The sequence below is a fragment of the Hymenobacter seoulensis genome (genome assembly GCF_054780535.1).
This window is the reverse complement of sequence record NZ_BAAGWD010000002.1, coordinates 377,390-396,571: the sequence shown is the minus strand read 5'-3', so window position 1 is coordinate 396,571 and position 19,182 is coordinate 377,390. Positions and strand designations below refer to the sequence as shown.

Annotated in this window: 21 protein-coding genes; 11 read left to right on the top strand and 10 right to left on the bottom strand. The window is 56.5% G+C overall.

The features are described 5' to 3' along the window. Positions 1-41: 41 nt before the first annotated feature. Positions 42-1,148: a BT_3928 family protein gene (locus tag ACYVHC_RS09490; protein ID WP_460613455.1), complete on the bottom strand. Its 1,107-nt coding sequence runs from the start codon at positions 1,146-1,148 to the stop codon at positions 42-44. Between the two features lie 174 nt (positions 1,149-1,322). Continuing rightward, a complete protein-coding gene (locus tag ACYVHC_RS09485) occupies positions 1,323-1,877 on the bottom strand; it encodes a DUF1599 domain-containing protein (protein ID WP_460613454.1) in 555 nt (184 codons plus the stop codon). A gap of 219 nt (positions 1,878-2,096) precedes the next feature. On the opposite strand from ACYVHC_RS09485, the gene folP reads away from it, so the two are divergent. Both folP and cdaA read left to right on the top strand, forming a co-directional pair. Continuing rightward, positions 2,097-2,915, top strand: coding sequence for a dihydropteroate synthase (gene folP / locus ACYVHC_RS09480; protein ID WP_460613453.1), 819 nt, complete (start codon positions 2,097-2,099; stop codon positions 2,913-2,915). Continuing rightward, positions 2,912-3,754 carry a diadenylate cyclase gene (cdaA, locus tag ACYVHC_RS09475; protein WP_460613452.1) on the top strand — a complete coding sequence of 281 codons (843 nt, stop codon included), beginning with the start codon at positions 2,912-2,914 and terminating at the stop codon, positions 3,752-3,754. Before folP ends, cdaA begins: the two co-directional genes overlap by 4 nt. A 195-nt stretch (positions 3,755-3,949) precedes the next feature. Here the strand turns inward: cdaA and kbl are convergent, their stop codons facing one another. Together kbl and ACYVHC_RS09465 are read right to left on the bottom strand one after the other, a co-directional pair. Beyond that, complete coding sequence (kbl, locus tag ACYVHC_RS09470) at positions 3,950-5,197, bottom strand: glycine C-acetyltransferase (RefSeq protein WP_460613451.1); 1,248 nt, start codon at positions 5,195-5,197, stop codon at positions 3,950-3,952. Positions 5,198-5,283: 86 nt separating this feature from the next. Then, on the bottom strand, positions 5,284-6,357 hold the full coding sequence (locus ACYVHC_RS09465; protein ID WP_460613450.1) for a patatin-like phospholipase family protein: 1,074 nt from the start codon (positions 6,355-6,357) through the stop codon (positions 5,284-5,286). A 148-nt stretch (positions 6,358-6,505) separates the two neighbouring features. Here ACYVHC_RS09465 and ACYVHC_RS09460 point away from each other — a divergent pair, with 148 nt between their 5' ends. Further along, positions 6,506-7,504, top strand: a complete 999-nt coding sequence (locus ACYVHC_RS09460) for a Rossmann-fold NAD(P)-binding domain-containing protein (RefSeq protein ID WP_460613449.1) — start codon at positions 6,506-6,508, stop codon at positions 7,502-7,504. 120 nt (positions 7,505-7,624) lie between these two features. After that, a complete protein-coding gene (locus tag ACYVHC_RS09455) occupies positions 7,625-8,353 on the top strand; it encodes a DUF3891 family protein (protein WP_460613448.1) in 729 nt (242 codons plus the stop codon). Between the two features lie 78 nt (positions 8,354-8,431). On the opposite strand, the gene ACYVHC_RS09450 is transcribed toward ACYVHC_RS09455, so the two are convergent. Next, entirely contained in the window at positions 8,432-9,253 is an 822-nt protein-coding gene (locus ACYVHC_RS09450; RefSeq protein ID WP_460613447.1) for a hypothetical protein, read from the bottom strand. A gap of 154 nt (positions 9,254-9,407) precedes the next feature. Here ACYVHC_RS09450 and ACYVHC_RS09445 point away from each other — a divergent pair, with 154 nt between their 5' ends. From ACYVHC_RS09445 to ACYVHC_RS09435, 3 genes are all read left to right on the top strand, one after another. After that, on the top strand, positions 9,408-10,379 hold the full coding sequence (locus tag ACYVHC_RS09445) for a YihY/virulence factor BrkB family protein (protein WP_460613446.1): 972 nt from the start codon (positions 9,408-9,410) through the stop codon (positions 10,377-10,379). Between the two features lie 191 nt (positions 10,380-10,570). Continuing rightward, positions 10,571-11,797 carry a hypothetical protein gene (locus ACYVHC_RS09440; protein WP_460613445.1) on the top strand — a complete coding sequence of 409 codons (1,227 nt, stop codon included), beginning with the start codon at positions 10,571-10,573 and terminating at the stop codon, positions 11,795-11,797. 68 nt (positions 11,798-11,865) lie between these two features. Beyond that, on the top strand, positions 11,866-12,546 hold the full coding sequence (locus ACYVHC_RS09435; RefSeq protein WP_460613444.1) for a hypothetical protein: 681 nt from the start codon (positions 11,866-11,868) through the stop codon (positions 12,544-12,546). A 74-nt stretch (positions 12,547-12,620) separates the two neighbouring features. On the opposite strand, the gene rlmN is transcribed toward ACYVHC_RS09435, so the two are convergent. Further along, positions 12,621-13,688, bottom strand: a complete 1,068-nt coding sequence (rlmN, locus tag ACYVHC_RS09430; RefSeq protein ID WP_460614304.1) for a 23S rRNA (adenine(2503)-C(2))-methyltransferase RlmN — start codon at positions 13,686-13,688, stop codon at positions 12,621-12,623. A gap of 257 nt (positions 13,689-13,945) precedes the next feature. After that, complete coding sequence (locus ACYVHC_RS09425; RefSeq protein WP_460613443.1) at positions 13,946-14,377, bottom strand: thioesterase family protein; 432 nt, start codon at positions 14,375-14,377, stop codon at positions 13,946-13,948. A gap of 201 nt (positions 14,378-14,578) precedes the next feature. Between ACYVHC_RS09425 and mnmC2 the strand changes: the two genes are divergently transcribed. Next, complete coding sequence (mnmC2, locus tag ACYVHC_RS09420; RefSeq protein WP_460613442.1) at positions 14,579-15,265, top strand: tRNA (5-methylaminomethyl-2-thiouridine)(34)-methyltransferase MnmD; 687 nt, start codon at positions 14,579-14,581, stop codon at positions 15,263-15,265. A 25-nt stretch (positions 15,266-15,290) separates the two neighbouring features. Here mnmC2 and ACYVHC_RS09415 read toward each other — a convergent pair whose 3' ends face one another. Further along, positions 15,291-15,695 (bottom strand): hypothetical protein, encoded by a 405-nt coding sequence (locus ACYVHC_RS09415; protein ID WP_460613441.1) that lies wholly within the window; start codon positions 15,693-15,695, stop codon positions 15,291-15,293. A 112-nt stretch (positions 15,696-15,807) separates the two neighbouring features. Here ACYVHC_RS09415 and ACYVHC_RS09410 point away from each other — a divergent pair, with 112 nt between their 5' ends. The 3 genes from ACYVHC_RS09410 to ACYVHC_RS09400 all read left to right on the top strand — a co-directional run bounded on the left by ACYVHC_RS09410 (position 15,808) and on the right by ACYVHC_RS09400 (position 17,878). Continuing rightward, positions 15,808-17,028, top strand: coding sequence for a DUF2157 domain-containing protein (locus tag ACYVHC_RS09410; protein ID WP_460613440.1), 1,221 nt, complete (start codon positions 15,808-15,810; stop codon positions 17,026-17,028). After that, positions 17,025-17,612 carry a GDYXXLXY domain-containing protein gene (locus ACYVHC_RS09405; protein WP_460613439.1) on the top strand — a complete coding sequence of 196 codons (588 nt, stop codon included), beginning with the start codon at positions 17,025-17,027 and terminating at the stop codon, positions 17,610-17,612. The genes ACYVHC_RS09410 and ACYVHC_RS09405 overlap by 4 nt, the downstream gene beginning before the upstream one ends. Before the next feature lie 122 nt (positions 17,613-17,734). After that, positions 17,735-17,878 carry a hypothetical protein gene (locus tag ACYVHC_RS09400; RefSeq protein ID WP_460613438.1) on the top strand — a complete coding sequence of 48 codons (144 nt, stop codon included), beginning with the start codon at positions 17,735-17,737 and terminating at the stop codon, positions 17,876-17,878. 62 nt (positions 17,879-17,940) lie between these two features. Here the strand turns inward: ACYVHC_RS09400 and ACYVHC_RS09395 are convergent, their stop codons facing one another. Both ACYVHC_RS09395 and ACYVHC_RS09390 read right to left on the bottom strand, forming a co-directional pair. Beyond that, positions 17,941-18,471: an ExbD/TolR family protein gene (locus ACYVHC_RS09395; protein WP_460613437.1), complete on the bottom strand. Its 531-nt coding sequence runs from the start codon at positions 18,469-18,471 to the stop codon at positions 17,941-17,943. A 104-nt stretch (positions 18,472-18,575) separates the two neighbouring features. Further along, complete coding sequence (locus ACYVHC_RS09390) at positions 18,576-19,154, bottom strand: 5-formyltetrahydrofolate cyclo-ligase (RefSeq protein WP_460613436.1); 579 nt, start codon at positions 19,152-19,154, stop codon at positions 18,576-18,578. Positions 19,155-19,182 lie beyond the last annotated feature (28 nt).

Here is a 19,182-nt window from a genome sequence, read left to right as displayed (position 1 = left end):
CAAGTTCGAGTGTACAGCCCGCACTCACCCCTAGGTCCTGATTACAATTCCGTTTCCAGCTTGCTGATATCAGGAATATCGTGGTAATGATATTTGCCCTTCACTACGCCATCCTGCAACAGAATAAAGCCCGGATTGGAGCGAATCATCGATTTAAGCACAGTTGCATCGGCGAAGTAGTAAGTGCCCGCCAAGTTTACATCGTGGCGAAACGCATCGAACTCCTGAGGGCTGCTGCTAGTGATAATCAACGACTTAATCTGCTTACGCGACTTGGCCGCATCTTCCATTAGTTGGCTTATCTCGGTAAACCGGTCGCGGTCGGCGTCGTGGCTGTTCTGCACAATCAGGAGCAGTTTGCTACCCGTGAGTATTTCCTGGGTGTGGTCTTTGCCCTCGGCATCAAACACGGAGAAATCGGTAATGACGGGCTTGCTCGTGAGCGGATTCATCACCTCCATGCTCTTGTATTTCCAGGTCGAGTCGGTGGGGTATTCCGTGAAGATTTTGGTTTCGCCGTTGCGCTCCATCACGTACTGGTACCGAGCCTGCTCCTGGGGCTTCATCAGTTTGCCAATGTCATTTCCTACTTTGTAAGGCAGGAAGTCGAAGTACGGCAAGTGGCCCAGGGCACGCACCCCAATGCCAATGGCTATGGCCGAGGCCAACGTAATGTACATCACGCCCAAAGTGCCTTTGGCAAACACCCGGCGCAAATGACGGAGGTTGAAGAACACCACGGCCCACAGCCCTAGCAGGAATAAGTCCTTGATAAACGAAGTCCAGGGGGTAAGCTTAATAAAGTCGCCGAAGCAGCCGCAGTCAGTTACTTTGTTGAACGCGGCCGAGTAGAATGTAAGGAACCCGAAGAACACGAGCAGCGCCAGCAGCACCCACAGGGTTTGGCGCAACATCCAGCGCAGCAGCACGGCCACGCCCAGAATCACTTCCAGGGAGCTGAGTACAATGCTGAGCGTGCGGGAATGCGGGATAAACACGCGGAAGAACGATCCGAAATCGGTCGAAAACACTTCAAAGTATTCTTCCAGCTTCAACGCCGTCCCGACGGGGTCATTGAGCTTTACCAAGCCCGAAAAGATAAAAACGACGCCCAGCAGTAGCCAGCAAATACGGGTAAATTGTTTCATATACAGCCTGAAAGACTTATAAGCCAGAAGGTTTGAGCAGAAGGCCACGCTAGGCGCAGCAGGAGCAGCCAGACGCGTGTACGTTCAACACAACAAACAGACTACGAAAGGAGCCTATCGGCTGCGGCCGCTGCAAGATACAGCACCTACCAGCAGGCCCCAACTGTTGCTGAGTTAGTCTTTGGGAGTGCCAAAGTCCATCTTAATCAGCACGAACACGGCGTAGTTAAGCATGTCGCGGTAGTTGGCTTCCACGCCCTCCGACACCCTAGTAAGGCCACCCAGGTCCTCAATTTGCTTGGTGCGGTGTAGCTTCATCAGGATGATGTCGGTGATGCTTTCAATGCGCATCTGGCGCCACGCCTCGCCATAGTCGTGGTTTTTGGCGAACAACAGGCGGCGGTTTTCAGCCACCTGCTCATCGTAGGCGGCAGCTACTACCTCGGCATCTAGCTCCAACGGTGCATCAGTGGGCAACCCCAGCTGCATCAGGGCAATGATGCAGTAGTTGATGATGGCCACAAACTCCTCCTCTACCCCATCGGCTACCAGCTGCACGCCCTTTTCCTGAATGCTGCGGATACGCTGGGCTTTGATATATAGTTGGTCGGTCACGGAAGGCAGGCGCAGGATGCGCCAAGCGGTCCCATAGTCGTGGGTTTTGGCCAGAAACAGCTGGCGGCACCGTGCAATGACCCGGTCGTATTCGTGCTGGGTTTGATTCTCCAAGTTTTTGAGGCTATTTTGTTGCAATTCGCTCCGAGCCCTTGTGCTACACACAGCCGAAGCGGCGCGTAGGCAGGCACAGGCATGTACTCAGACTACCTTCTGGCTTCATGCTTCGACCACGCGTAGCATACACGCCTTTTTCCGCCCAAAATCATGCTCCAGGCCCTGCAAGATACATGCTTTTCCCCGAGGCAAACCCTGCGTTGCAGGGGCGGACGCGTGCTGGATTTGCGCCGGCCACAAGTGATGGGCATCCTGAACCTGACGCCCGACTCGTTTTTTGAAGGCAACCGAATTAGCAGCGAACAGGAGCTGCTGCGCCGCGCCGAGCACATGCTGCAAGCCGGCGCCGCCGTGCTGGATTTAGGAGGCTACTCTTCGCGCCCCGGGGCCGAGCATATAGCAGTGGAGGAAGAAAAGCGGCGGCTGCTACCGGCCGTGGAGGCGGTGCGGCGTGCTTTCCCGGAAGCCTTTATTTCCGTGGATACCTTTCGGGCCGAAATAGCGGCCGAAGCCGTGGCCGCCGGCGCCGATATTCTGAATGACATCAGCGGCGGCAGCCTGGATGAAGACCTGCTGCCTACCGTGGGCCGCCTAGGGGTGCCGTACATCCTGATGCACATGCGTGGCACGCCGCAAACCATGACCCAGCTCACGCACTACGAAGACGACCTGGTGCTGGAGCTGGTGCGCTACTTCCGCGACAAACTAACTGAACTGCGCCGCCACGGCGTGGTAGATGTAGTGCTGGACCCAGGCTTTGGATTTGCCAAAACCCCAGCCCAAAGCCACGAGTTGCTGCAACGGTTGCGGGAGCTACACGTGCTAGGGCTCCCCATTTTGGCGGGGCTCTCGCGGAAAAGCATGGTCTACAAGCCACTAGGCCTCACGCCTGATGCAGCCTTAGCGGGTACTATCACCGTCAATACCATGGCCGTGCTCAACGGGGCCAAGCTCCTGCGCGTACACGATGTAGCCGAGGCTGTGCAGACTATTCAACTCGTTTCCAACACCTTTCCCCCACCCCCTTCCTCGTGATTGGCTCCTTCACCATCGGCTTCCTGCGCATTGGCTGGATAGACGTCGTGGACGTGCTACTGGTCACGGCCCTTTTTTATCAGCTGTATAAGCTGCTAACGGGCAGCGTAGCGCTGAAGGTGTTTTTGGGGTTTATGTCGCTCTACCTGGTGTACCTGGTGGTGAAGGCCGTGGGCATGGAGCTGCTCACCAGCATTCTGGGGCAGTTTATGAGCGTGGGCGTGCTAGCGGGCATCATTCTGTTTCAGCAGGAAATCAGGCGGTTTTTGCTGAATGTGGGCAAGGCTACCTCCTTCGGGAGCCGCATGCGGGTGTTTCCGTGGCGGCGCGAGCAGCCTCAGGAGCGCATGAACATCACGCCATTTATTGAGGCGGCCAAAAGCCTATCGGGTAAGCAAACCGGGGCCCTCATTGCTTTCAGCATGGTCTCGGACCTAAAGTTTTTTGCTGACTCCGGCGACCTGATTGATGCCGAGGTAAGCAAGCGCCTGCTCATGAGCATCTTCAACAAAACCAGCCCCCTGCACGACGGCGCCGTGATTATTACCAACGGCCGCATTCGGGCGGCGCGCTGCATTTTGCCCGTGAGTGAGAACCCCGATGTACCGGCTTCCATGGGCCTGCGCCACCGTGCCGCCATCGGCCTGACAGAAGTAACAGATGCTATTGTATTAGTGGTGAGCGAAGAAACCGGGCAGATTTCCTTGGTACGCGGCGGCGAAGTATTCCGCAACCTCGCCCCCGCCGACCTGCGCGCCCGCCTCAACGAGTTCCTGTTCGATGCTCTTCCAAAACCTACAGCATCGGCCGGCTCTACGGCGGCAGAAGTAGCGGCGTAGACGCGCGGTTTGGGCAGTAATCTGGCCTAGTGTTTACTCATCCCTGCTACTTACTTACAAACCAGCCTGTCATCCTGAGCAGCGCGAAGAACCTTACCACGAGAGAACCAGCCGTTCATGCGGTTCGTGCTGACGTGATAAGATTCTTCGCGCTGCTCAAGATGATAGGCTGGCTAGTCTACAATCAAGAAAAGATTACGGCGTGTTGGTTACGATCTGGCCGGCTTCGGGCTGCTGGGCCGATGGCGCTTTGATGGTGCCTAGCTCGCGGCCTACCTCAATGAAGGCGTTGATAGCTTTGTCCAGATGCTCGCGGGTGTGGGCGGCGCTCAGCTGCACCCGAATGCGGGCCTGACCTTTGGGCACTACGGGGAAGTAGAAACCGACTACGTAAATGCCTTTCTCAAGCATTTTGGCGGCGAAATCCTGGCTGAGCTTGGCATCATAGAGCATGACGGGCACAATGGGGTGCTCGCCGGGCTTGATGTCGAAGCCGGCTTCCGTCATCTTGGTGCGGAAGTATTTGGTGTTTTCCTCTAGTCGGTCGCGGAGCTCGGTGCTTTCCGTGAGCAGCTCCAATACCCGCAGGCTAGCCCCTACAATGGCCGGAGCCAGGGTGTTGCTGAACAGATACGGACGGCTGCGCTGACGCAGCATATCAATAATTTCCTTGCGGCCCGAGGTGAAGCCGCCCATAGCGCCACCAAGCGCTTTGCCCAGCGTGCCCGTAATGATATCCACGCGGCCCATGGCGTTGCGGTACTCGTGGGTGCCGCGGCCGGTTTTGCCCAGGAAGCCCATGGAGTGGCACTCGTCAATCATTACCAAGGCCTCGTACTTATCGGCTAGGTCGCAGATTTTGTCAAGCTGCGCGATGGTGCCGTCCATGGAGAAGGACCCGTCGGTGACGATGATGCGGTGGCGCGTGCCTTTGGCTACGGCGTCCTGGAGCTGCTGCTCCAGGTCGGCCATGTCGTTGTGGGCGTAGCGGTAGCGCTGGGCTTTGCAGAGGCGCACGCCATCAATAATGGAGGCGTGATTCAGAGCATCACTGATAATGGCGTCCTGCTCATTAAACAATGGTTCGAACACACCGCCGTTGGCATCGAAAGCAGCCGCGTACAGGATGGTATCTTCGGTGCCCAGGAACTCGGCTAGCTTGGCTTCCAGCTGCTTATGAATATCCTGCGTGCCGCAGATAAAGCGCACCGACGACATGCCGTAGCCGTGGGTGTCAATGGCATCTTTGGCCGCTTTCACTACCTCCGGGTGCGACGACAACCCGAGGTAGTTGTTGGCGCAGAAGTTCAGCACCTCGCCAGCCTCCTGGGTTTCAATTTCGGCGCCCTGGGGCGAGGTAATCACTCGTTCCTTTTTGTAAAGGCCCGCGTCCTTGATTTCCTGAAGCTGCTGTTCGAGGTCGGGCTGAAGGGTGGTGTACATGGGTGAGGTAAATATAGAGTGGGGCTTGGGGGCAATGGGAGAGAAAAGCAAAGGTAAGCGTTTGGCAGACTGTGCCCACTCCTTACTCAGCGCGCCAGAAATGCCTGCACGCCGGCCCGGCCACTTTCCATCAGCTGCTGTTTCTGCGCGTCGGAAATACGTTTGATTTTGGGGTTGAAGCCCAAGGTGCTAATACTGATGGTGCGCGCCCAGTCTTCGGGCTGCGTGGGGTTCAGGTTTTCGATGGCTACGTTGTAGAGCGCACCCACGTAGGAACCGAAATCGTGGATGGCGTAGGGGGCCAGCTGCTGCCGGCCGCCGGGCTGGGCATCGTAGGCCAGCTGCTCGGTTCGGTCGAGGCGCAGGCCTAGGGTTTCGGGGTTGATGAACCGGCCGGGGGTAGCGGCCTCAGCAACCGTGGCGGCACCAACGGGCAGGTAGCGCGGCTGATCAAATAAATCGATGGGGTAGTTGGCCAGCAGGCCGCCATCAACCAGCACCTCTACTTCCTGGCCCTGGGTGGGGCGGCGCACTACGCGGCCTTGCGTATCCAGCAGCACGGCCCGGAAGTACAGCGGAATGCTCATGCTGATGCGCACGGCATCGGCCACACGCAAATCGGGGTGCGTTTCGTAGCTGAATACCTGGGTGCGCTGGGTGGTGAGGTTAGTGCCGGTGGTGTACAGGTCGCGGTAGCGGGTGGGCTCCTGCTGGGTTAGCTCGTGCAGCTGACCTAGGGTGAGGTGAGGGCGCTGGGTTTTACGCCCGACCAGTTCGCTCAGGTAGCGCGAAAACTCGTCGCCGCGGTACCAGCCGTATTGCTTGAGCAGTCGGGTACTGCCCCCGAAAAATAGCAGGCGGCCGTCGTTCAGGCGCTGGATGGGCGTGTGGTTTACTACCTCCGTTATTTCCTGCGCCGAGTAGCCCACCGCTAGCAGCGCCGCCTGAATTGCCCCCGCCGAGGTGCCGCCCACGCGTTGCAGTCCCGCCAGTACGCCCTGCGTTTCCAGCTCGGCCAGCGCCCCGCCGTAGGCAATTCCCCGAATACCGCCGCCTTCCATCACCAGGTTTCGGTACTGCGGAGGGCTAGTAGCTTGGGCCGCGGCGGCGGAAGTCAGCCCCAGACAGACCAGAGCGAGAAGAAACAAGGGGTTACGCATACAAAGGGGGCTAGCAAAAGACCAGATACCGAAAGCAGCCACCGCGGGTTGCTTTCGGGTTCTTTCCTCTTTCGGGCAGCAAAGAAGAACCGTTTCGGCCCGTTATCTTTGTAGCCCCCATCCACCCAATACCTTCAACCACCCCCGAATGGCCACATCCAGCACTTCTGCCGCCACCCCCGGCGACACCATTCTCGTTATCGGCGCCGGCGGACAGCTTGGCCTGGAACTTACCCACGAGCTGCGCCAGATGTATGGCGCCTCCAATGTGGTAGCCGCCGATGTACGAGCCCCACAACATGCTGAGGCAGCAGAAGCAGGCCCATTTGAGCTCCTGGATGTGCTGGATAAGAAGCGACTGGAAGATGTTATCCGCCAGTACAAGCCTAAGCAGGTATATCACTTGGCGGCGCTACTGTCGGCTACCGCTGAGAAGAACCCCAAGTTTGGCTGGCAGCTGAACATGGATGGCCTGTTTCATGTGCTCGATGCCTCCGTTGACCTAGGGGTGAAGCAAGTATACTGGCCCAGTTCCATTGCCGTATTCGGGCCCGATACCCCGCGCGAAAACACGCCCCAGCTCACCATCATGAACCCCAACACGGTGTACGGCATCAGCAAGCTGGCCGGGGAGCAGTGGTGCGAGTGGTATTTCCGCAAGCACGGCCTGGATGTGCGCAGCCTGCGCTACCCCGGCCTGATTGGCTACAAAAGCCTACCCGGCGGCGGCACTACGGATTATGCCGTGGACATCTACCACAAAGCCGTAGCGGGCCAGCACTACGAGTGCTTCCTTTCTGAGGACACCTACCTGCCCATGATGTACATGCCCGACGCGCTAAAGTCGACCTTGGACCTCATGCACGCGCCCGCCGATAGCATTAAGGTGCGCTCTAGCTACAACCTGGGCGCCATGAGCTTCAGCCCCCGCGAAATTACGGCCAGCATTCAGCGCCACTACCCCGAGTTCCAGGTGAGCTACAAGCCCGACGCCCGCCAGCAAATTGCCGACTCCTGGCCCGCCAGCATCGATGACTCCAAGGCCCGCCAAGATTGGGGCTGGCAGCCGCAGTACGACCTGAACAAGATGACCGACGACATGCTGCTGCACATGAAAGAAGCCGTAGTACCCGAAAAAGTAGCCTAGCACAAAGCCCCGCCTTTTCAGCGGGGCTTTTTTTATTGGATGCGGCACTCACTAGGGTGGTGAACTTCGCCAACCTAGTAAAGCTCCGCTGCGTTTCTGTGCAGACTACTTTGCTCCATTATGATTGTAAACCACGTTCCGGACGGCTGGCAGGTTATCTACCAGCAAGCGCATGCCTTGCTAGCAGCGCAGCTGCTGCACCAGTGGCCCGCGTTTTTGCCCTGCGACCAGTGGGTGGGCCTGTTGGCCGCCGCCGCGCAGCACGACGATGAGCAACAGAACTGGGACGGACACTACGGTATTACGCCCGCCGGCGCGCCCGCCAACTTCACCATGAAGGAGTTTTCCCTGGAGCAGGCGACCGGCGTGATGAAGGCTGCCCGCTACCAAGGCCGCTGGCGCAGCCTACTCACGAGCATGCACCTGAGCACCCTATATGAAGGGCTGCGCGGCCAGAAAAAGGAACTGGATACCTTCCTAGATGAGCAAGTGGCCAACCAGAAGCGTTGGCTGCGGGAGCTGCACATCAAGAAGCTTGATGCCCAGCGGGCATATACGCTGCTGCATTGGTGCGACCGGCTCAGCCTGATTTTATGCCGCCACGAGCTGCCTGAAATGGGGCGGGCACTGGAAATCTATGCCGGGCCTGATGGCAACCGCTACCACGTAGTTCAGCCTGAACCCAGCGGGCCGGTGAATGTGCAGCCTTGGCCGTTTCGGGAAAAACAGTTCAGCGTGAGCGTAGAAGCCATGACGCTGCATCAGCTGCAGTTTGCTGATGATACGGAGCTAGCCGCTGCCCTGCGAGAAGCTCCTATCGAGATGCTGCGCTGGGAGCTGGCGAAATAGATAGACTTTACCTGTACACCGCCCGGCACCCTGCCTTGTACACAGGATGCCGGGCGGTGCATTTCACGGCGCCTTTGGTTACAGTTTGGCTACGGGCTTGGGGTCTTGCATGAGGCCGGCGGGCACATCGGTTCGGGCACTGATGTGGCCTAGGCCGCGGCCATCTTTGCCATCGGTACGGTCAGCGGCCAGCTTGATAGGGCCATACTGCTGATAGCCGGCCCAGCGGCGGCGAAAGGCGGGTTGGGCATCGGTGGCTTTCGCGAAGAAAGCCCACTCTTCTACCAGCTTGGTTTGGGGGTTAACCAGCACTTCGTACTTATTCTCGGGCGTGACGCCCACATTCTTAAACGTCATGTTCAATACCTCGGCGGGCGTACCGTCCATAAACTTGCCGGGTCCTTTATAGGTCAGGGTTACACCGGAATCCTTCAGCTTGAAGGGCATGAGCAGCCACCACGAGTTGTTCACCCAAATGGGGTACATGTTGCTGAGCAACTTCTCGCCATCGGGCGTGGCCGAAATATCGCGGCCGTTGCGGTAGGCTTTCCCTTGCTTGCTGGTGAGGTTGTAAATGGCCACGGTGCTGTCTTTCTGCCAACGGAAGTCGCCGGTTTGCTTGTCCCAGAGCTGGTACGAGCCATCCAGAAAGTCCCAGCCTAGCAGGCGGGTTTGCTGCCAGGCCGGGTAACCGCCCATCTGTTGCATTACGGTATCGGCCAGGGCTATGGCTTTGGCATCGGAGCCGGCGGCATCAAAGCCCTCGGCGGCGGGGTAGGTGCTACTACCGGGGCTAGTAGCCGCGGCTGAAGAAGCGGCCGCCGCTTGCTCAGAGGAATTCGACTGGCAGGCCACTAGCCCCCCGAGGGCGGCAAGCACAACATAACTCAGAACGCGCATAAGAGTAATAAAATCAGTGAGTAGCAGCCCCTGCCGGTGCCTCCGGACGGGCGAGCTTGCTACGCAAATGAACGGGAATTGCGTGACTCCACCGAACGTCCTTTGTATCTGGTCCGTACTAATCGCAGCTTTCTTCTTCTGAACCCTCTGCCCTATGGCCACAACCTACCGCTTCTCCGATGTTATTAACATCCTAAAAACTTCGGCCGGCGAGTTTATGGTAAACAATTCGTTTCGCCATGCGGCGGCGCTTTCCTATTATACCATCTTCTCGCTGCCGCCCTTGCTGCTGATTGTGATTACGGCCGCTAGCACCATCTGGGACGCCGACGCCGTGTCGGGGCAGGTGTTTGACCAGATGAAGGGCCTAGTAGGCGCCGACTCGGCCAAGTTTATGCAAGACAGCATCAATGAGTTTAACAAGCAGCAGAAAGGCGGCGTGGCCTCGCTCATTGGCATTGGCACCCTCGTATTTGCCGCTACTACTTTCTTCGTCACGCTCCAGGAAAGCATCAATGATATCTGGAACCTGAAGGTAAACACCGTTGGCATCGGTATCGGACAGTTTTTGAAGCAGCGCTTTCTGTCGTTTGGCCTTATCCTGAGCGTAGCGCTACTGCTGCTGGTTTCCTTTGTTATCAGTGCCGTGCTGAGTGCCTTCACGGACCAGCTGCAGCGGTGGTTTCCAGAAATAGGGGTGGTAGTAATCCGGATTGTGGACTTTGCCTTGTCGTTGGGTGTTACCACGCTCTTGTTTGCCCTGATTTACCGCTTCCTGCCCGATGCTGTTATTCGGTGGCGCGACGTGGGCATTGGCGCCTTTATCACGGCCTTGCTGTTCGTGCTGGGCAAATTCCTGATTGCTTTCTACATTGCCCAGGCCGACCCAGGCTCAGCGTTTGGAGCTGCCGGCTCGGCCATTGTGCTGCTGGTGTGGGTAAACTACTCGTCGCTCATCATCTTCTTCGGGGCCGAGTTTACCCAGGAATTTGCCGATGCCTTCGGGCAAAAGGTGCAGCCCAAGGCCCACGCCGTGCGCATTGAAACCCGCGAAGTACCCGAGGGCGAAACCAAAGAAGAAATCAGCACCGGCCGCCCCCGCTCCCAAGGCCGCTGGAAAAATTAGAAAGTCAGAAATTTACTAGGTACTAAACCGGATAAAACCGGCTTTGTATTCTTCTGTATGCCATAAAGATCACCTTACCTGTAGAATATTCTCCTCTGGAAAAGTCTGATAAATTCAATTTATAGCAGGAAATATATGTTGTACTACTCCAGCGAAGTGATAGGTTTGAATCACTTTCACTTTCCTAGTATATGCATCCACTCCTACCCTCCTGCCGAATAGTTTTTCTGGTGCTAGCTTCGCTGATTAGCGGTCATGCGTATGCCCAACAACCCACTACCCGTCCACTGGTTATAAGCCCAGTCGTTGGCCCCATTATCGACAGCCAAGAGAAAGTGCTGTACGAGCTATTCCCCTATTATACCCCCAAGGAATTCGTTGAGGGCTCTTTTGAACAGGTTTTAGCTCCTGACAGTGCTATCAGACTACGGGCAACCCTTAATGATGGGCGTACCATTGTCCGTCCTATTCCGTTAGCTGAATATTTTGCAATGCGTCAGCGCATTGAGGCAAAAGCGCAACTGCTCAGCTCCGGCAGCCGATCAGCGGCGGCTGACTCTATTGGGCAGACTTACCGCGTAACCCTGCGCTCTGGAACTACTTTTGCAGGCAGGTTGGTAGCAGTTCGCCCGCTGGAACTGGAATTTTCTACCAATGAACCGGGTGCGGTTATCATTGCCCGGAGTCAGATTGCTAACATGCAGCTCGTACCCCAAGTAGAAATGGCTGATGCTATGCGTCACCCAACCTGGGGCTACGTTGGCAATGGTACCCGCGTGTTTTTTTCACCCACAGCCCGTAACCTGCGGGCCGGGGAAGGCTACGTGCAAACAATTGACGTTTTCTTGCTCGGAGCCAACTACGGTTTTACTGATAATTTCTCCATGGGTCTTTTAGCCTCCGCTATTCCCGGGCTTGGTATTGGTAACCAGATTGTGGCTATTACCCCTAAGTTTAGCGCTCCCATCAGCAAAGATTGGAGCCTTGGAGCAGGCCTTCTTTACGCTCGTATTCCCGCCGAAGACGACATATCAGGCTATACGTCCAGCTACGGAGCCGGAATTGCCTATGGTCTGGCTACCTATGGCAGTGCCGACAATAACCTCACCTTCGGGCTGGGATATGGCTTTACAGGTGAGGGCAATGGCAATCAGGGCTTCGGCAAGTCGCCGGTAGCGGTGCTGAGCGGTACCACCCGCGTTAGCAAGAAACTCTCTCTTATGTCAGAGAACTACTTAATCACGTCTGGAGATGGCGGCGTGGGCGGCTTGTACGGTATTCGCCTGAACTGGCCCCGCACAACCTTTGGCATAGGCTCATTTTATGTAGCCCCATTCGGTGAAGAAGGTGCTTTTGGCTACTTGTACCCCGTGTATCTAGACCTAGCATTGCGCTTCGGCAAAACGGCACAGCGCTAATTACGTGTGCACGTCGAAACCTATAGCTACCTTGGGAGCCACTATCCGCTTATTTCATCTGTTGCTCTGTGAGACTATTTATTGCTTTAGCGATTCTTTGTTGCCTGTTTTCGTCTAATGGATATGCTTATGCGTTACAAGTCCTTCCTGACACCCTTATGGGGCAAAGTCAGTTAGTAAAGCAGCTCCGTACAGAAGCTTGTGAGCAACTCCTAAGCAGGCAGAAGAACACTCCTTTTTCTACGCTGAACGCCACGCAAGCACAACAGCTTTTTGAAGAAACATTATCTGCAACTATAGAGAAACGCGTCAGCAGCATTAAGCAAGTGGCAGCGCGTTCTAAGATAGCCGGCGCCTACGAACAATTACGAGCTAATCTACCTACGGCAGTAGCTATACAGTTGGTAAAAACTTGCCAGCCTGCTGCTACTTTGTATAATCAGTTCAGCAATTCATTGCCTACTGCTGCAGAGCAAATGCTAATCAAGTCTTGGGGAAGTGAGCTTTGCTCTCGACTTACTGCTTTAAAAGACAATGGCAGCTTCAAGGGTAAAACTCCGACTGAGCGAATGGAGCTTTTCCGTCGGGAGTTTATGACCTCTGTAAACACGCACGGACCACAAATCATGAAGGTGTATGGTCCTGCTGGCAATAGCCCACAAGCTGTAGATAGACTGAGCCAATTGGTATCTCAACAAATACAGGAACAATGTACCTCGCTCCTATATTTGCTTAACCAAGCAGATTAGCTTCTTACTGCACAGTATAAATGAAAACAGCCCCATCATTAGAATGACGGGGCTGTTTTGCTTGTGATATAGGCCTAGGCTACTACCGTTTTCTCTTTCACCGCCAGCTGTCCGCAGGCGGCGTCAATGTCTTTGCCCCGCGAGCGGCGCACGTTAGTTTGCACACCGCGGTCGGCTAGGTACTTATGGAAAGCCACCAGCTTGTCGTCAGCGGTATTCACGTAGTCGGCGTTTTCGATGGGATTGTACTCAATCAGGTTCACTTTGCAGGGAATCCACTTCGAAATCTGGTACAGCTCCTCGGCATCTTGTAGCGTGTCGTTGAAGCTCTCGAACACGATGTACTCGTAGGTTACTTTGCGGCCGGTTACCTGGTGGTAATGCTTCAGCGCGTCCTGCAACGAGGCCAGCGAGTTAGCTTCGTTGATGGGCATGATTTCGTTGCGCTTGGTATCGTTGGGGGCGTGCAGCGAGAGGGCCAGGTTAGCTTTTACGCCGTCGTCGGCCAACTTCTTGATCATCTTGGCAATGCCGGCAGTGCTCACCGTGATGCGGCGCGGCGCCATGTTCAGGCCATCAGGAGCGGTAATGCGCTCAATGCTTTTTACCACGTTGGCGTAGTTGAGCAGCGGCTCGCCCATGCCCATGTACACGATGTTGGTGAGCGGCGTGCCATACTGGGCTTCGCACTGCTCCCGGATGCGCACTACTTGGTCATAGATTTCGGCGGCATCGAGGTTGCGCTTGCGGTCCATGTAGCCGGTAGCGCAGAATTTGCACGTAAGGGAGCACCCCACCTGCGAGCTGATGCAGGCCGTCATGCGCGTATCGTGCGGGATAAGCACGCCTTCTACAATGTTGCCATCGTAGAGCCGGAACGCCGATTTGATGGTACCATCGTTGGAAAGCTGCGAGTTCTGCACCTGCACGCCGTTGATAACGAAGTGCCGCGCCAGCAGCTCGCGCGTGGCCAACGAGATGTTGTTCATCTCTTCAAACGTGCCCGCCGTGTTCTTCCACAGCCACTCCAGTACCTGCTTGGCACGGAAAGGCTTCTCGCCGTGCTCCACCATAAAGGCCTTGAGCTCGTCGGGGGTGAGTTTGCGGATATCGCGCTTAGAAACTACGGGCAGGTCAATCATCATAACGGCAAAGATACAAGGCAGAAAGACGAAGCCATACCTCTTCTTTCTCAGAACATCCCTCAACCCGCTGAAACTGAAAAAAGTGCCGGTAAGAGAAGTAGGCATAGGACAACACATGGCCGCCACATCCGGCTGTCATCCTGAGCGGAGCGAAGGACCTTATCACGTTAGCGCGACAATCGTTTTTACGACTGCGGACGGCGTAATGAGGTTCTTCGCTCCGCTCAGGATGAGAGTCATTCTTATCTACTCACTTACCCGGCTCCATTCAGGCGGGCGGTATAGTCCTCGGTGAGGGGTAGTAGCTGGCGGGTGTTGTAGTTGAAGCCCAACATGCCGGTTTTGGCGCGAGCTATTTCCTTGCCGTCCTGGTTTTTTACCCAATACACCAAGTCGAACCCATACTTATTGAGGTCGGTGGCGGCCATCTGAATGTGCAGCACGTCGCCATAAAACCCTTCACCCTTGTATTCAATGGCTACATCAGCCATAATGTGGCCTAGGCCGGTGGCGGGGTCAAACTCGGCGTGGCCCAGGTGGCGCAGAAACTGTACGCGAGCCTCGTGCAGGATGCTGAGCAGAGCATCGTTGCCGAGGTGGGCCCCGTAGTTGAGGTCGGTGATGCGCACCGGAATTTCGACTGTCAGCAGGTAGGTTTCGGGAAGGGCGACTTTTACGCGGGCCATAGTAGCAGCTTAAGTGAACACAAATAAAGTACGCAGGTTTTCGCCGGGTAAACTACATACTGCTAGCCCCAGCAGCAGCTCCAACCGCACAGCGACTAGGGCCTTATAGCGTTGAAACCCGAAACGCAGTATATTAGCCAAGCGTGGCGCCGGACTAGGCACTGCTGCCGCCTGTCCTATCTTCTGTTCTTTTCCAACACCATGTCTACGCCCCACGTCGAAGTCCGCGCTACCGCCGACGGCTCCAGCACCCTGTTTGTACCCGAGCTTAATGAGCACTATCACAGCACGCACGGGGCATTGCAGGAAGCCCGGCACGTATACCTAGCCGCCGGACTGGAGCCGCTGCTGGCTGAAGTTACCGAATCAGTATGGGTGCTGGAAGTAGGGTTCGGGACGGGCCTGAATGCTTTGCTCACGCTGGAGCGCAGCCTGACCACGGAGCAAACCATCTTCTACGACACCATCGAGAAGTTTCCGCTGCCCTGGTCAGTAATAAGCCAGATGAACACCGAGAACTATCACCTCTCTCACCCTGATCTGCTTGATTACCAGCACCAGCTGCACGCCGCCACCTGGAATCGGCCCGTGATTCTTACGCCTAATTTTCTGCTGCTTAAGCACTCCGGCGAGCTGCAAGCCACTCCACTGCCCGACGACACGTACCACGTCATCTACTTCGATGCCTTCGCGCCGGAAAAGCAGCCCGATATGTGGACCGATGAGGTATTTGCGCAACTGTACCAAGCCACTGCTCCGGGCGGTGTGCTCGTGAGCTACTGCGCCAAAGGCTCCTTCAAGCGTAGCCTTAAGGCCGCCGGCTGGCTAGTAGAGCGGATTCCGGGCCCACCCGGCAAGCGCGAAATGACGCGGGCCTGGAAGCGCTAAGCAGAGAATAATATCGGCTTGGGCATTACCATGTTACATCCGTAGGCAGTTCTTCCCTTTTCAACTCCAGCAGGCCTAGCACTTCAGCGGCAGGTACCTCCCTCGTGTGCAAGAGCAGGATAGTAAAAGCAGAGCCGACAAACTCACATGTATCTCGGAGCTGCCGTTGCTCAGTGGCCGATATGCCACCACCTAAATCTACCATCTGCTGCGCGGCCACTTTTAGCATCTTGTCGCGAAGGCCTAGTTCTTCTAAAGTACTCTTGATCAAGGATTCGGCCGTATGAAAGTCTGCCAGCAACATTCGCGAAGATGAGAACTTCTGGTTAGCAATTCGACGGATGGTGCGGTTAGTACGCAAGTCTGTAACTTCTATTTCGTTTAGATAGAGTTTTACATGAACCGGTATTTTTTGGAAGAAGCCTAGCATACTCGAATCAAGTTTAATAATAGACGGCTGCAAGGTACCACTTCCGGCAACCGGGCTGCATAAGCAGAGAAGTCAACTGTTTTCTCTGCATCCTGCGTAAGTTGGGGCTAATATGAGTCGTAAGCTTTTAGAAACCGACGGACGGGAATGGGTGCAGCAGGGCATAATTACCGAGGCACAGCGAGAACAACTGCTGACCCTCTACCCTGCTGATGCCACCGCTATTGGCTTATTGCCGCTGCTGGGGAGCCTGCTGGTTGGTCTAAGTGCTCTGAGCGTGGTCGCGGCTAACTGGCAGGGGTTGCCCGAGGCAGTGAGGCTAGCGTTGCTGCTCGGTGCGCTGTGCGCGGCCTACGCAGGTGGCGAGTACTTCCGGCGGCGCGGCAACCTTAATTTAGGAATGGGCCTGATTGCCTTGGGGTTGATTCTGTTCGGGGCTAGCATTGTACTCACCAGCCAGCTCTACCAACTCATCGGCTACGACCTCACGGGACTGCTAGCTTGGGCCGTAGCGGGCATGGGCCTTACCTGGCTGTACCGCAGTCGCCTCCTGTTCCTGATGACGGCCGTTATCAGCGGCATTGTGCAAGGGTACAACACCGGGCAGCTTGGCGCCTTCAGTTACCTCACGGCCATAGGTACGGCGGTGGGCCTGGGCTATTATTGGTGGCGCCGGCCTGATTCGTTGCTAGGGGGCGTGCTCGCCACGGGTCTGCTCTGGCAGGCGGCGCTGCTCATCAACCACTTGCACGTCAAAATCACGTGGTTTTTCATCCCGGCTATGCTCGTGTACAGCTTTGGCGATTGGCAGCCGGATCGGCCGGCCGGGCGAGCGTTGCAGGGGCCGCCATTGGTGGCGGCTTTCCTGTTTACGCTGGGGCTGGCCTTGTTTGGTGAGTCTGATTTCTATGCCGGGCAATTGCGTGCACCCTTACTACCCTACCTGGCCGCGTTAAGTGCAGTACTAGCTATTTCGGTGCTGGGCAAACGGCAGCGCGGCCGCCTCGGCAGCCTCACCGATTGGCTACTACTGCTGCCAGGTTTCTATTTTACGGGCGGCTTGCCGCTGGCAGTAGCTACGCTGGTTGTGCTGTACGCGTATTCGGGCTCGGTATTGCTGCGGGCTCACCAAGAGCAAAACCAAGACCGTGTGACGCTGGGCACCGTATTGTTTATTCTCACTACAGCCGTAGCCTACTTTAAGCTGACCTGGGGTTTCCTGGATAAGTCGTTGTTTTTCCTGCTGGGAGGCTTGCTACTCTTGGGCCTGAGCTGGTGGCTAAGGCGCCGGGCAGCCCGCACGTTTTCTTCCACCGCTCCGCCTCAGCCATGAGTTCTACCTACCCTAACTCACCTGAACCGGTAGTAGCGCCTCCCCTGGTGAAACCGCTACCTGAGCTGCCGGAGCCGCGTCGGCGGCGGTGGCTGCAATGGCTGGTGCTGGCGCAAGTGCTGTTTGTGCTGGGCGTGGCGGCCGCTGGCTATGCAACGGCAGCACTGGGCCGCACCATTGTGCTGCGCACGAGCCCCATCGACCCACGCGACCTATTGTACGGCGACTACGTGACCCTGCGCTACCACATAAGCGAGCTGCCGGGCCGGCTTTGGCGAGGAGGGGCCATGCCGCGCCGCCATGAGCCCGCCTACGTGCTGCTAGAGCCAAAACCCGATGGCACCTATGAGGCGCTAGCCATTTACCCCGAGAAGCCTACTACCGTCGGCAACCAAGCCGTACTGCGTGGCTCAGTGCAGGATGTGTGGCGCCGTGGGTTGCGCCTGCGCTACGGGCTAGAGCGTTACTATGTGCCAGAAGGTGCCAGCCGCGACCTAGAGCGCCGCCAAAGCCTACGCGTGCAGGTAAGTATTGCCCCCTGGGGCCAGGCCCGCATTACGAAAGTCGAGACGGACACTAAGTAGTGCCGGCAGGCGAAAACGCAGACTGTTATTTGGCGGGCGGCCTTATATTAGCGTACTATTCTCGCCTCTACTTCTGCTAGTTACCTATTGCATGTTGTTGTAATCCTTCCTTTTACTACTCCATGAAAGCTAATTTATCTACTCTGGCCGATGTGCTGGCGGCTCAGCGCCAGAACACCCGCCCATCCACTGCCCGCAAAAAAGCCACTGACACTCAGGGTCAGGCCAATAGTGAACCCAACGTAGGAAACACTACCCGTAAATAAGCAGAAGGCCGAACCTGGGGTACAGGTTCGGCCTTCTGCTTATTTACGGGTAGCGGCTTACACTACAAGTTCCGACTGGCGAGCAACTGCCGATCGGCGAGGTCTAACTCAGTTAGCGCATATTTTTTCTGGTCCGTGATGTTCATCTCATCCAATGCATTCACCAAATCCTGGTAAGTAGCGCCCGGGCCCGTTTTGATCAGCACGATGGGCGCTGGCTGTTGCTGCTGGCGCTTCAGAAGTACCTGCCGCAAACCGCTTGCGCTAAAGTTAGTAGTGAACAACTTCGTGGCAGCGGCTTTGGCAGCATTTCCCGCTTCATTCAGCCCGAAGAAGTAGTGTACCTGGCCTCCTTTGCCCAAAATCAAGGTGAGTGCTTTCTTATCAGAAACGGGGCTTTTTTGCTTGGCAGCATCCTGCACCGGCATCTGCAGATCCATCACGGAAGGCTTGTTGAAGGTGGTCGTGAGCATGAAAAAAGTCAGCAGCAGAAACGCCAGGTCTACCATGGGCGTCATATCAAGGCGGAAGGCATGTTTCTTCGCACGGGGCTTGCCGCCGCGCGTAACCGGAGATGCTTGAATGTCGGCCATAACAGTGTGGTGGTTGAGGTGAATCTTGTGACTCTTTTCCACCTAACGGGCCGCTCCTTGGAGTTATTGCTGTTACGCTATATACTCTTTCTCACTAGGCTGCTTCAGCTTTCAAACCGCCACACCTGCTCCGGCGTGAGGCAGGCATGCAGGCGCACATCCCCTTCCCAGGCATCGGTAATACGCGGCACCGGCGACTCCAGGCTCACGCCAATACGCACGGTTTCTGGCCGGCACTGACCTAGGAAGTGGTCGTAGAAGCCTTTACCGTAGCCTACCCGGTGGCCGGATTCATCAAAAGCCAGCAGTGGAATCAGCACGGCATCCAGCTGCGCGGGTGCAACCTCCGTGGCGTCCATCGGCTCGGGTATGCCCCAGCGGTTGGTTACTAGGTGGGTGGCGGCGGTCAAGTGATAGTGCCGAAGCGTTTGGCCATCGGGCTGCACCACGGGCACGGCGAGTTGCAAACCGGGCACCTCCGCCCACACCTGCCGAATCAGGGCCCAGGTATCGGGCTCCTTGTGCTGCGGAATGGGCAGAAACACGTGCAGCCACCGCCAGCTTGCTAGGTCAAACTCCTGCCGCAACTGCTGCCACAGCGCAGTACTGCGGCGCGCTAGTTCCTCATCGGGTAGGGCACGCCGGTGAGCTAGGGCTTGGCGACGAAGGTCGGCTTTGAGCATAAGGAGCGAGCAAAGAAACGGCCCGCAT

What these genes read in the sequence shown, in the direction of transcription:
- ACYVHC_RS09455 (WP_460613448.1), top strand. Translation starts at nt 7,625, where the DNA reads ATGATTGTAAACCACGTTCCGGACGGCTGGCAGGTTATCTACCAGCAA.
- ACYVHC_RS09400 (WP_460613438.1), top strand. Translation starts at nt 17,735, where the DNA reads ATGAAAGCTAATTTATCTACTCTGGCCGATGTGCTGGCGGCTCAGCGC.
- ACYVHC_RS09425 (WP_460613443.1), bottom strand. Translation starts at nt 14,377, where the DNA reads ATGGCCCGCGTAAAAGTCGCCCTTCCCGAAACCTACCTGCTGACAGTC.
- ACYVHC_RS09405 (WP_460613439.1), top strand. Translation starts at nt 17,025, where the DNA reads ATGAGTTCTACCTACCCTAACTCACCTGAACCGGTAGTAGCGCCTCCC.
- ACYVHC_RS09440 (WP_460613445.1), top strand. Translation starts at nt 10,571, where the DNA reads ATGCATCCACTCCTACCCTCCTGCCGAATAGTTTTTCTGGTGCTAGCT.
- ACYVHC_RS09490 (WP_460613455.1), bottom strand. Translation starts at nt 1,148, where the DNA reads ATGAAACAATTTACCCGTATTTGCTGGCTACTGCTGGGCGTCGTTTTT.
- ACYVHC_RS09465 (WP_460613450.1), bottom strand. Translation starts at nt 6,357, where the DNA reads ATGCGTAACCCCTTGTTTCTTCTCGCTCTGGTCTGTCTGGGGCTGACT.
- ACYVHC_RS09390 (WP_460613436.1), bottom strand. Translation starts at nt 19,154, where the DNA reads ATGCTCAAAGCCGACCTTCGTCGCCAAGCCCTAGCTCACCGGCGTGCC.
- ACYVHC_RS09450 (WP_460613447.1), bottom strand. Translation starts at nt 9,253, where the DNA reads ATGCGCGTTCTGAGTTATGTTGTGCTTGCCGCCCTCGGGGGGCTAGTG.
- ACYVHC_RS09460 (WP_460613449.1), top strand. Translation starts at nt 6,506, where the DNA reads ATGGCCACATCCAGCACTTCTGCCGCCACCCCCGGCGACACCATTCTC.
- kbl (WP_460613451.1), bottom strand. Translation starts at nt 5,197, where the DNA reads ATGTACACCACCCTTCAGCCCGACCTCGAACAGCAGCTTCAGGAAATC.
- ACYVHC_RS09445 (WP_460613446.1), top strand. Translation starts at nt 9,408, where the DNA reads ATGGCCACAACCTACCGCTTCTCCGATGTTATTAACATCCTAAAAACT.
- ACYVHC_RS09410 (WP_460613440.1), top strand. Translation starts at nt 15,808, where the DNA reads ATGAGTCGTAAGCTTTTAGAAACCGACGGACGGGAATGGGTGCAGCAG.
- mnmC2 (WP_460613442.1), top strand. Translation starts at nt 14,579, where the DNA reads ATGTCTACGCCCCACGTCGAAGTCCGCGCTACCGCCGACGGCTCCAGC.
- rlmN (WP_460614304.1), bottom strand. Translation starts at nt 13,688, where the DNA reads ATGATTGACCTGCCCGTAGTTTCTAAGCGCGATATCCGCAAACTCACC.
- ACYVHC_RS09395 (WP_460613437.1), bottom strand. Translation starts at nt 18,471, where the DNA reads ATGGCCGACATTCAAGCATCTCCGGTTACGCGCGGCGGCAAGCCCCGT.
- ACYVHC_RS09415 (WP_460613441.1), bottom strand. Translation starts at nt 15,695, where the DNA reads ATGCTAGGCTTCTTCCAAAAAATACCGGTTCATGTAAAACTCTATCTA.